This is a genomic window from Bdellovibrio sp. (assembly GCF_047637665.1).
GTDB lineage: Bacteria > Bdellovibrionota > Bdellovibrionia > Bdellovibrionales > Bdellovibrionaceae > Bdellovibrio.
This window is the reverse complement of sequence record NZ_JBLJBT010000015.1, coordinates 63,488-75,204: the sequence shown is the minus strand read 5'-3', so window position 1 is coordinate 75,204 and position 11,717 is coordinate 63,488. Positions and strand designations below refer to the sequence as shown.

Annotated in this window: 12 protein-coding genes; 3 read left to right on the top strand and 9 right to left on the bottom strand. The window is 47.0% G+C overall.

What is annotated here, in order from left to right; translation table 11 throughout:
- Positions 1-41: 41 nt before the first annotated feature.
- The 3 genes from ACM64D_RS03650 to ACM64D_RS03640 form a co-directional block, all read right to left on the bottom strand.
- Positions 42-506 (bottom strand): HPP family protein, encoded by a 465-nt coding sequence (locus tag ACM64D_RS03650; protein ID WP_415061834.1) that lies wholly within the window; start codon positions 504-506, stop codon positions 42-44.
- 74 nt (positions 507-580) lie between these two features.
- On the bottom strand, positions 581-1,420 hold the full coding sequence (locus ACM64D_RS03645; protein ID WP_415061833.1) for a cation:proton antiporter: 840 nt from the start codon (positions 1,418-1,420) through the stop codon (positions 581-583).
- A gap of 3 nt (positions 1,421-1,423) precedes the next feature.
- Positions 1,424-1,939, bottom strand: coding sequence for a hypothetical protein (locus ACM64D_RS03640; RefSeq protein WP_415061832.1), 516 nt, complete (start codon positions 1,937-1,939; stop codon positions 1,424-1,426).
- A gap of 127 nt (positions 1,940-2,066) precedes the next feature.
- On the opposite strand from ACM64D_RS03640, the gene ACM64D_RS03635 reads away from it, so the two are divergent.
- From ACM64D_RS03635 to ACM64D_RS03625, 3 genes are all read left to right on the top strand, one after another.
- On the top strand, positions 2,067-2,912 hold the full coding sequence (locus ACM64D_RS03635) for a TIGR02147 family protein (RefSeq protein WP_415061831.1): 846 nt from the start codon (positions 2,067-2,069) through the stop codon (positions 2,910-2,912).
- 220 nt (positions 2,913-3,132) lie between these two features.
- Positions 3,133-3,705 (top strand): hypothetical protein, encoded by a 573-nt coding sequence (locus ACM64D_RS03630; RefSeq protein WP_415061830.1) that lies wholly within the window; start codon positions 3,133-3,135, stop codon positions 3,703-3,705.
- A 143-nt stretch (positions 3,706-3,848) separates the two neighbouring features.
- Entirely contained in the window at positions 3,849-4,235 is a 387-nt protein-coding gene (locus tag ACM64D_RS03625) for a hypothetical protein (RefSeq protein ID WP_415061829.1), read from the top strand.
- Between the two features lie 58 nt (positions 4,236-4,293).
- Here the strand turns inward: ACM64D_RS03625 and proS are convergent, their stop codons facing one another.
- From proS to ACM64D_RS03595, 6 genes are read right to left on the bottom strand one after another with little or no spacing between them, the layout of a single operon-like run.
- A complete protein-coding gene (proS, locus tag ACM64D_RS03620; RefSeq protein WP_415061828.1) occupies positions 4,294-5,793 on the bottom strand; it encodes a proline--tRNA ligase in 1,500 nt (499 codons plus the stop codon).
- A 10-nt stretch (positions 5,794-5,803) separates the two neighbouring features.
- Positions 5,804-7,180, bottom strand: coding sequence for a sigma-54-dependent transcriptional regulator (locus tag ACM64D_RS03615; protein ID WP_415061827.1), 1,377 nt, complete (start codon positions 7,178-7,180; stop codon positions 5,804-5,806).
- Between the two features lie 15 nt (positions 7,181-7,195).
- Positions 7,196-9,400 (bottom strand): ATP-binding protein, encoded by a 2,205-nt coding sequence (locus ACM64D_RS03610; RefSeq protein WP_415061826.1) that lies wholly within the window; start codon positions 9,398-9,400, stop codon positions 7,196-7,198.
- 16 nt (positions 9,401-9,416) lie between these two features.
- Complete coding sequence (gene ribH / locus ACM64D_RS03605) at positions 9,417-9,953, bottom strand: 6,7-dimethyl-8-ribityllumazine synthase (protein ID WP_415061825.1); 537 nt, start codon at positions 9,951-9,953, stop codon at positions 9,417-9,419.
- Entirely contained in the window at positions 9,953-11,083 is a 1,131-nt protein-coding gene (gene ribB / locus ACM64D_RS03600) for a 3,4-dihydroxy-2-butanone-4-phosphate synthase (RefSeq protein ID WP_415061824.1), read from the bottom strand. Before ribB ends, ribH begins: the two co-directional genes overlap by 1 nt.
- Positions 11,083-11,682, bottom strand: a complete 600-nt coding sequence (locus tag ACM64D_RS03595) for a riboflavin synthase (RefSeq protein WP_415061823.1) — start codon at positions 11,680-11,682, stop codon at positions 11,083-11,085. The genes ribB and ACM64D_RS03595 overlap by 1 nt, the downstream gene beginning before the upstream one ends.
- Positions 11,683-11,717: the final 35 nt, after the last annotated feature.

Below are 11,717 nucleotides of genomic sequence, written 5' to 3'. Positions count from 1 at the left end.
CACAATCCTGACAATTCAACACGGGCTGGCGGGAGCCCCTTCTAGTACCCAGCCGGAGTCGCCGCAGACATCACCTTTTGCATCATCGGATTGACCAGAAAATCGCTTAAAATCCATTTAGGACTAGGCTCCTTCTTGAGAATATCAATCAAGAGCAGGATCAGATCCTCGCTGGTCACGATTCCCTCGATCTCATTGTCATTGGTCACTAAAAAGGCCGACATCTTTCGTTCGACCATGGCAGAGGCCACCACTAACATCGGAGTATTGATATCGAAAGAAAGAATGGGCGAGCTCATGAGTTCGTAAACGGGTTTGTCTGGATGAGGACTTCTGAGAAGATCTCGATCCGAAAGCATCCCCAGAACTAACTCCCCTTGCTCGTCAACGACAGGAAGATGGCGAATCAGTTGATTCCGCATGATGGCTTGCGCTTCGTGAGCCTTCACGTTTCGTTTTACGGTGACAACTCTATGGGTCATATTATTGGTCAATAACGGTTTCATGAATACCTCCCCATGTCTGCTTTATATCACCCGTCCATGCAGGTAACTATGACCGGGGTCACACTCTGACGAGTTCAACGGCGAAGGGCTGGGGCCGCCATCACCGAGGTCGAAATACCGACGACCACAAGGGCCGCAAACATGTTCCCGTCAATCAATCCGGACTGATATGCATAGTGAGCCGCCAAAACCTCCATGGCCCCACGAGCATTTAAAAGAGCCGCCAAATTCCAAGCCTCTTTGAAGGACACCTTTGAAAAACGAGAGGATATATAGACTCCCAACGACTTGCTGATGATTGCAATTAAGAAGGTCTCTACAAAGACCGCCCAGGAGAACAGGGATACAATATCAATCTTCCAACCCAGTCCGACAAAAAACAACGGAGCTAAAACCCACATCTGCAAACTCATGATTTGGTCTGGAAGGCGAAGTTCACGGATTTTTCCAATAAATAGTCCAAGAAAAAAAGCCAGAACAATCCAATGACTTAAAATCCAGGAAGAGAGCCTCTGTTCCGGCAGAAGAAAGGCAAAGACCACCCAGGCAACGATGTCACAAAGACTGGCCAGTGTGATGGCTCGTCTTGCCAAGGCGGTATCGTAGAGCTTCTTTTCTTTAAGAATCTGAATCGCCACAGGCAACGCCGACAAACCGAGTGCGATCGCCATAAAAAGGTTGTGGTTGAAATATAAATACCCTGCGACGAAAGGAACTCCGAACGCGCCAAGAAAGTTCCACAAGTAAAAGCGTCGATCTTTCCACAGGTCTAAAAACTTAAGTTCCCATCCCGCGAAAAAAAGAAAAATACCGCCGGCGATTTGCGCCAGTGTTGAAAACCAGGAAGGTTGTGGAAAATTGCTTATCGATGGCCCCAACAATAAACCCAAAACCAGCCACCCAACAAACTTCATAAGTTAGGAGCCTTTTTTCTTTCGGGACTTACGAATTGCAAACCAAGCCAAAGAAACAAACGAAAAAAGAATCGCAAGAACCACATAGACCTTGCCCTCGGTCGTATCTTCTTGCGCAGATTTAATTCCGAAATAAAAGACCGCCGTCTTTGTGATAAAAACTGTTTGCAACAATGCCCAGATATAAGAAAAGAGCTCCCAAAAGATCTTGTCACTTTCGGTCTGAATCTTCTTTTCCTTTTTTTGCAGACGTTTTTCACCCCAACAATCTTTATGGAAATCCCGAACCACCTCGATCCAGGCTTTTTGAAAATCCTCAAAGGTTTCGCCTTTAGAAAAACTTGCCAATTTTTCCATTCCAACCTGTCGAAAATGCTTCACGGACTCTCGACTCCAATTGCCCCCGGCACTCTTCCACAGGTCTTGAGCAATGTTCGACTCAAGCTGAACAAGAAAACGCTCCCCCTCTGGAGAAAGGCTGCGGTGTTGCTTAAATTCGGTGACCAAGGATTCAGACATAGACCCTTTTTCTACCCCAGAACATTCTGCCTGACAACAAAGGGGGACCCTCAACACAGTCCATGAGTGCATTTTTGCTCTCAAAAAAAGCCTTTACTCCTATTTTGATCCCTGTTTTCATTTTGTTATGACACAAACCGTGAAGACGCCCGATCTATTCACCTATCTCAATGTCAACCAATACCTTGAAGACCTCTACGCCTACCGAAAGAAGAAAGATCGGTCCTTTTCTTATGAAGTCTGGGCCCAGGAGTTGGAGTTTACGAACCGCTCTTTTTTGCGCCAAATAGTTATTGGCAGACGCTCTCTCACTGAAAAAACGATCAAGATTATTTGTGATAAAATGGCTTTCTCGACGGCCGAGCGCGAGTACTTCCACCTTTTAGTCCTCTACTCGAAAAGTAAAACCCAAGAACAAAGAAATCTGTATGGTCGAAAGCTCTTGCACCTGATTAAATCCGACTATCCTCAAACTGAAGTTCAAAATTACTACGAATTTCTATCCACTCCTTTTTTACCTCGCCTACAGACATTGCTCAGCTTTGAAGACATCGAAAAAAGCACCGCAAATCTCTCGACCCTTTTAGGCGCGACTCCTCATAAAACCGAATCCGCCCTGCAGTTACTTGAGAAGATCAAAATGGCCCAATCTGAAGTCAATACGAACGGACTGCGCGAGTGGAAAAGCCTACAAAGAGCTTTTAAGATTCCCGACAAAATGGGTGACGACGCCCTCTTGGGTTATCATGAACTGAGCCTCAAGGAAGCGATTCAAGCCCAAAATCTCCCCCCTGAGCAACGAAGATACAAGAGTCTTCTTCTTCCACTAAGCCCTCAAGAGTTTGAAGAATTTGTTGAAGAACTGCAGGTTTTCATCAAGCAGGCGTTGAAAAGATACGACGTGGATGAACTTCATTCTCGCCGACTTCATCAGATCAACTTCAACATCCACGCTGTCTCTGAAGAAGCGTGAGTGTGGTCATTTTTTTCCGCGCCCACAATCTGCTCTCAAAACTCCGTTGAGACCACCAAACGCGGCCTCTGTCTAAGTCCTCTACAATCTCTGTGTGGAAGAGTTTGTTTATACCCATGGCATAGCCCTTGCTTTCCCTGTCCTCATTAACATTTAAGCTTCCGTTTCACCCAGTGGGAAACGCGCTCTTAAAGAGACCTAACTATCTAACGAGGATTATATGAAAAAAAATATCGCAGCATCTCTTCTGATGTCTTCAGTTCTGGGAGCCTCCCTTTCCGCTTCTGCTGGTACTGGCCAAATTGGCTCAGGTGCCGTTGAAGTTAAAAGCTGTACAATTCAACTGGCCGACTATGCATACCAACTCCCCCCGGCACCCATTCTGAAATTATTGACTGAGAAGGGTTATTACCCCATCAGGAAGTCCAACCTAGAAAGTCTAGTCCTGGACCTCGAAAGCGCCGGTGAGATCTTTACGGGATACAAATATAGCAAACTGGCCGAGCAGTTCCTCAAAACCTATGCGCCTGTCTACTCTTTGAATCTCTATGGTGAAGAGAGAATCGGAGACTTCAACTCGACCGTAAAATACGCCTCCGTTAAACAATCCAACAGCGATGCTATCGCAGGGAAAGACAGATTCTATGACGAGTATCTCACATTAAGCCCCGAATCTTTTCTGAATATGATTCGTCAACTTCCAAACTGCAAAAACAACATCTTGGTCCCTGCCGTAGCCAGCGAACGTGGCGGCTCACAAGGCAATGGTGTTGATTGGTCCAATTTACCTTAGATTTAAACGGCTCCTAGAACTGTAAAGGGCTGCAATATGCAGCCCTTTATTTTTGTAACAGCACACCAGCCTGGTCCAAAATGACCACAATGACATTTCCTTTTTTCTTAGAAATGCCTCATCGTAATGACAGGGAGGCTTTTATGAAAACACTTAAGTTTTTGACTTCCTGCACGTTTCTTTCAGTTCTTCTTTTCAGCGCTCAAGGTCTGACGTTCCCGTCCATGCTTTCCGCAGAAAGCACCAACACCATGACATTCACGGAGGCCACGAATTACTGTCGCAACCTGAGTGCCCCCTGCGATCTTGCCGTCGACGGCAGCGCCTGTGGAGCCGACACATTGAAAGGCTGGTATCTACCGTCTGCGGATGAGTTGGGAAGATTTGTGGGGCTTTCAAGTTCTGAATCCTATCTTTGGACTCGTTCTCAATACTCTGAGTATGACAAATACATCGCATTGAGTTTGTTGGATGGTTCCTGGGGATGGGCTGAATACGGGGCTGCCGTCGGAGCTCGCTGCGCGCAATAAAAAAAGCCCCGGGAAATATCCGGGGCTTTAAACTCTGTCTGCTCGAGGGACTCAATTCCTAGTAAGACTTAGCGAAAAGAACCCATTTTGTCGCAGGTTTGCCTGAGAAAATGCAGTTCCCTTGAACGGCCTCCTGCTGCAATGGAATACAGCGTGGAGTGACTTTCAATTTCGCTAGCAACTCATGGCCAATTCCCGCTTCACTCCAGGGAACCATGGCAAAGCCCGGCGCCGAAGATTCGTCTCCCTTAAAGTAGTCTTCAAATTCTTTCAAGGACGTGATGCGCTTAATATTCTCATCACGGAACTTCTTCGCTTTTTCGAAGAGCCCATCTTGAATCTCTTGAAGAAGATTTGCGATGTTCTCAACAAATGCTCCTTTAGCAAAAGAGGCTTTGTCTTTTGGACCACGATCACGACGTCCCACGAAGACTTCCCCTTTTGCCATATCGCGAGGTCCCACTTCGACTCTCACAGGCACACCTTGTTTAATATACTGCCATGCTTTTTCGCCACCACGAAGGTCACGATCATCAATCTTCACTCTTACGGCAGAGTCAGAATAGTTTTGCTGTTTAAGCTCTTTGGCCAAGTTTTGCACGTACTCAAGAACCTGCGCCTTTTCTTCGTCATTGCGATAGATGGGAATGATCACAACATGCAAAGGAGCGATTCGAGGAGGAACGACAAAACCATTGTCATCACTGTGGGTCATGATCAAACCGCCGATAAGACGAGTTGATACTCCCCAAGACGTCGTCCACGCAAACTCTTCCTTACCTTCCGCACTGAGATACTTGATCTCAGAGGCTTTAGCAAAATTCTGTCCTAAGAAATGAGAAGTTCCCGCCTGAAGGGCCTTACGATCTTGCATCATCGCTTCGATGGTATAAGTATCCACGGCCCCAGGGAACCTTTCATCCGACGTCTTCATGCCTTTAATGACCGGCATCGCCATGTATTTTTCAGCAAAGTCAGAATAGACGTCCAACATCTGCAAAGTCTCTTGTTGAGCTTCTTGGGCAGTGGCGTGAACCGTATGGCCCTCTTGCCACAAGAACTCGGCCGTTCTTAGGAACATGCGCGTGCGCATTTCCCATCTCATAACGTTACACCACTGATTCACCAAAATAGGCAAATCACGATAGGACTTCACCCACTTGGCAAACTGGTGACCGATAATAGTTTCACTGGTAGGACGAATGATCAGAGGCTCTTCCAATTCTCCGTCAGGAATAAGTTTTCCCGTTCCGTCGCCTTTCAGACGATGGTGAGTCACCACCGCACATTCTTTCGCAAACCCCTCGACGTGTGCCGCTTCTTTTTCTAAAAAGCTCAATGGAATCAAAAGAGGGAAGTAAGCATTAACGTGCCCCGTGTCTTTAAACTTGCGATCCAAAACCGCCTGCATGTTTTCCCAAACAGCGTAACCCCAAGGTTTAATCACCATACAACCGCGAACGGGAGAATTTTCGGCCATGTCCGCTGCGACAATAACCTGCTGGTACCATTCAGGATAATTTTCTGAACGAGTGGGTGTGATTGCTGTATCTGCCATTTCAAGTCTCCTAGTTGTCTTTCGTATCGATTCCGTATGCCTTGATCTTTCGGTGAAGATAACTTCTTTCCAGACCAATCACTTCCGCCGTTTTACTGATATTGCCACTGTTCTCTGAAATCTTGCGAAGCAAGTATTCCTTTTCAAACTGCGCACGAGCTTCTCTGAACGTGGAAAGATCCTGCATCTCTACGGCCTTTTCGTCGTCTTTATCGATCAAGCCCGCGAAACGAAGATCATGCACGTCCACAAAGTCACTCGGAGTTAATATATACACGCGTTCGATGAAATTTTTAAGCTCTCGCACGTTGCCTGGCCATTGGTAAGAGATCATTTTCTCTACCGCCTGTTCCGAGAAAACTTTTTTCGGATAACCGCTTTCCCGAGCCACATTGTCCGAGAAGTATGAAACCAAAACCGGAATGTCTTCCATGTGCTCTCGCAACGCGGGAACACGGAACGGAATAACGTTTAAACGATAGTAAAGATCTTCGCGGAAACGGCCCTCTTTCACTTCCTTCTCCAGGTCTCTGGAGGAAGCGGCAATCACGCGAACATCATTTTCAATCAGCTCATTTCCACCAACGCGAGAGTATTTCTTTTCATCAAGATAACTCAGAAGTTTTGCCTGGGCGGCCATGTTCATTTCACAGATCTCTGCAATGTACAGAGTTCCGCCTTGAGCGAGGTCGAGCTTTCCTTTTTTAACACGATCTACACCAGGCATCGCGCCTTTTTCAATTCCGAAGATTTCGGCTTCAAGAAGATCTTCCGGAATACCGCCGCAGTTGATTTCTACAAACGGACGGCTGGCACGGGCACTCATGTAGTGAACGTTCTGGGCTACCAGTTCTTTCCCGGTTCCCGCCTCTCCTTGAATTAAAATCCAAGAGTTTGTCGGAGCCACGCGAGCGATAATTTGTTTTGTTTGCACAATCGAAGGTGCTTCACCGATCAACGCTATAGACTTGCGAAGTTTATTGAGAAGAAGAATCTTTTCTTCCTTCTGCTGTTGGTAACTCAAAATATTCGCGATAACGATCAGGATCTTATCCATCGACAACGGCTTCTCGATAAAATCCCAGGCTCCCAATTTCGTCGCTTTCACTGCCGTTTCAATCGTGCCGTGACCGGAGATCATGATGAACTCCAGATGAGGGAACTCTTTACGGGCCATCGTCAGCACTTCAATACCATCGTATTTGCCGGGCATCCAGATATCCAAGAAAACGATATCTGGCTGAGTGTCGCGAATGGCTTGTAGACCGGACTCTCCGTCGTGGGCCAATGAGACTTGATAACCTTCGTCTCTTAAGGAAGCCGAAAGCACGTCACGAATGGGCGCTTCGTCATCAATAATCAAAATTTTAGTCGTTGGAGCTGTCATGATGGACCTTCCTTCTTACTCGCCCGCAGGTTTCCACGCACCCACTTCGTTGACAGGCATTTCGATCACCATTTTTACCCCTTTGGGATCATTGGCTGTAGCACGAATGAAACCATTATGGTCTTCGATGATCCTTTTCACAATGGCTAAACCTAACCCAGTTCCACCCTCTTTTGTAGAGTAGTATGGCTCAAAAATGCGACTTCGATCCGCCGCCGGAATGCCATCGCCATTATCAGCCACGGTTAGACGCACCGTTTTGATGTCCCTGTCGTATCGAGTCATGATTTGCACGGCCCCCTGTGGCTCTTTTGCAACAGCCGAAACCGAATTATCAATCAAATTGACCAGGACGCGCTTGATCTGATCCGGGTCAAACTTGAACTCCGGCAGTTCGACATCTTTGGCAAACTCGAAACGAACTTGAGGATGGGCCTGGCGATAGAGCCCCAAGGACTCTTCCACAACACTGTTGAGGTCCCCCACGACCGGGCGAGCCTGCGGGAGGCGAGCGAAATTACTAAATTCATTCACCAAGTTCTTCAAACCATCAACCTGCTTCACGATCATCATCGTGCAATCACTGAAGGCCGGGTCCGTGATTGTCGCTCCGAACTTTCTTTGCAGGCGCTCGGCGGAAAGTTTAATGGGCGTCAGAGGATTTTTAATCTCATGAGCAATTCGTCGAGCCACCTCCGTCCACGCCGCCGCTCTTTGGGCATTTACGATCGGAGACATATCATCAAACACCAAAATCTTACCGATCTCTTGCCCTTTTTCATCTTTCAACAAGGAAAGATTCATCATCAACGGAACAGCCTCACCTTGGATATTAAGACGAAGCTCTTTCTGGATACTTTCAATCTTGTGATCCATCATGGTCTTTTGTAATTCCGCGAAAGTGCGGAAGTACTCTAGCGTCAGCAGATCACGAACGGATTTTCCAATAAACTTTTCGGGGTCTATCTTTAACAACTGAGCCGCATGACGATTGATTGTCGTTACTTCTCCAGTAGAATCCACGGAAATCACACCGGCGCTGACGTTTCTAAGAACCGTGTCGGTGTAACGTGCGTGTTGATCCAACTCTTCTAGGGTTTTTTCCAGGGTGACCGTCATCTGATTAAAACTAGAAATCAGATCATTGATCTCTTCAGAACCTGCTTGAATTTGCAGAGGCGTATAATCTCCCCCCGCCACTCGGCGTGTCGCCCGTCCCAATTGCACAATGGGAATAGAAAGCTGTTTAGCCAGATAGAAACCAAACCACGTCGCCGCCAAAAGAATCACAAAGGTCATCAAAACCAGAATGTAGAGATAAATAGACTTCAGCGGATACTCGAGGGGATTGATATCGCGGAACTCATCATAGGCGGTCGAAATATCGTTCATTTTGGAAATCAACGAAAGAGGGAGGAAGCTAGAGACAACGACCGCACCTTTTTCGGCTCCTTCTTGAACCGGCACAATCACGCGCACCAGATTTCCATCCCCGAATTGATGGATGATACTGGCCTCGGCCTGTAACTTGATACCTTTTTGCAAGAACTCCAGGGACACTGCGGGAACCGTCGGAACCGTGTCATCCTCTGCCGAAACCACCGCTCTTTTACCAAAGAGCGACGGATAGTACTCTACGGCGTCCAAGCTAAATTCCTTGCGCAGACGAGTGATCTTATCCGAGATTTCTTTTTGATTTTTCAGAGGGCGAATGGCATCGGCAATTTGATGGGCAAAATGATAGTTCTTCTTTTTCGCATTGAAGTAATAAGCGTTGGTCACTTCGATGGAGCTTTTTAAAACCCCGGCCATCTTCGCACTAAACCATTTATCGAAGCTGGAGTTGATATAAAACACCGAAATAATAAACATCAAAACAGTCGGAACAAAACTGAACGTCACAAAAGCGGCAATCAGTTTCGCCTTCAGACTGCTTCCGAAAACCTTCCCTTGTCTTTCCACGAAGACCTTCACCACATTTCGGAAGATCATGAAAAGCAATAAAAGCAGTAAAATGATATTAAAGTTTACCAGACCAAAGAAGAAGATACTGTGAACAAAGGGCAGTTGTTGGCTGGTTGCAAAGAGGCGGATCTCAAACCAAGTGAGAAGACCAAATAAAAACGACACCACCAGAACCAAGAGGATCTCGCGGCGTCGTTTTTTAAATTCCTGGGGACCAGGAGGAAGAAACTCGTCTGTTTGTGGTGAATTTTTCATCTCACCTTATGCTAGTTTACTTTCTAGCTTTTTTCTTCTTTTTTTGTGTTTTTGTTGGAGCTTTCGGTGATTTTGAGGACTTCGCAGGTTTTTGCTTGGCCATCATCACCGCCGTCTTCAAAGCAGCCGGAATCTCTTGGGTCAGACCGATCATTTCCATCACGACTTGAGCCGCCTCGGCCCCCTTGTTTCCGTGAGCACCGCCGGCTCTCGCCAATGCCTGCTCTTCGTTTTCAGTCGTCAACACGCCAAAGCCGATGGGCTTTTTATAGTCCAGCATCAAACGGGTCACACCATCAGTGACTGAGTTACAGACGTAGTCGTAATGTGAAGTTTCTCCACGAATCACGGCGCCCAAACAAACAACGCCATCACAGCCCGCCTCTAAAAATGCCTGACAGGCCAAAGGAAGCTCGACTGCTCCAGGAACTAAAGCCGCAAAAATCTCAACGCCCTCACAAGACTCAAGGTAGCTGATCGCCCCTTCTTCAAGTTTTTCAGTGATCTCGTTGTTAAAGCGTGCAGTTACAACTCCGACTTTAATATTTCCCATTACATGTGCCCCTTTACATTTTCAATAGCGACAATTTCAACAATCTCAATATCAAAGGCCTTCAGGCCGACTTTCTTTTCAGGCTTGTTCGTCAAAAGACGAATCTTGTGGGCGCCGATCTCACGAAGAACCTGTGCCCCGATACCGTAGTCTCTCTCATCCATCAAGGGTGTCGGAGGACGCACATCCGCCATCCCCATCAACACCTGCAACTCTTGCGCAAGACCTTGAGTACGGTTATTCCCACGAAGCAAAATAAAGGCTCCGCTTTTCTCTTGGTTAATAAGCTTTAAACTTTCTAGAACCGTCGAAGCTCCTCGCTGCAAGATCGCCATGAAGTCGCGCGTGAAGTTATCCACATGAACACGAACCAGAGTTTCTTGGTCTGGCGTGATTTCACCTTTTTGAATCACTAAATGTTCAAGACCGTCCACGGTGCTACGGAAAACTCGCGCCTTCATGCTTTCACCAAAAGAAGCCGGCAAATCAAAAGAAGCCACTTCTTCGACCAAAGTTTCATTCGCCAGACGGTAAGCAATCAAATCAACGATCGTTCCGATTTTAATGCCGTGTTTTTTTGCGAACTCTTTAAGGTCTCCAACACGAGCCATCGTTCCATCAGGATTCATCACTTCACAAATAACGGCTGCCGGATTGAGTCCCGCAAGTCTTGCCAAGTCAACGCTCGCCTCTGTGTGACCGGCGCGTTTTAGAACGCCCCCTTGCTGAGCCCGGATAGGGAAAATGTGACCCGGCATATGGATGTCTGTCGGTTTTGCGTGGGGATTAGCTGCCACTTTCAAAGTATGCGCCCGGTCTGCGGCAGAAATTCCAGTTGAAATCCCCTCGGCCGCCTCGATACTCACTGTGAATGCCGTTTTGTTTGGCGCAAAGTTCATGTCATCGCGAACCATCAAAGGCAGTTGCAAACGCTCAATCTGTTGCGCCGTCACTGTCAGACAAACAAGCCCGCGAGCTTCCGTAATCATAAAGTTGATCGCTTGAGTCGTTACATGGTCTGTCGCAAGGATAAGATCACCTTCATTCTCGCGATCTTCATCATCAACGAGTATGACCATCTTGCCGTTACGAATATCATCAATGATTTCAGGAATTGTATTAAACGACATTAGTTCTTCCTCACTTCAAGAGAGCGCTGAATCGCGCGCGCCATATAGTCGGGTTCAACATTCACCAAAGACCCCACCTTGAGATCACCCAGGTTGGTGCGTTTCATAGTTTCGGGAATCAAACAAACCGAGACCGTGCTTCCAGAAAGTTCATTCACGGTCAGACTCACACCATTGAGGGTGACACTGCCCTTCTTCCACACGTAAGGAAGAATGCTGTCTTGAACTTTCACGTCCAAAAAGAAGGATTCTCCCTCCAAAGCGGCTCGAGTCACAGTTCCCAGGCTGTCTACGTGCCCAGTCACCAAATGGCCGTGGATTCGATCACCAAAACGTAAAGATCTCTCGAGATTGACCTTTTTGCCGATCCAACTTTGCGGGTTCCACTGAAGAACTTTGATCGTTTCCGCAGCCAGGGCAAAGGTCATTTGCTCAAGGTCAAAGGCCTCCACAGTCAGGCACACACCGTCACAGGCGATGCTATCCCCCAACTTTATGTCATTGAATTCACTTGGTTTTTTTATTTTAATACGATACGCATTTTGCAGCTCTTCCGAACTTACAATGGGCATCACAGATTCAACGATTCCTGAAAACATAAGGGCCTCAGCTTGAATGCCGAGACCCTACACTT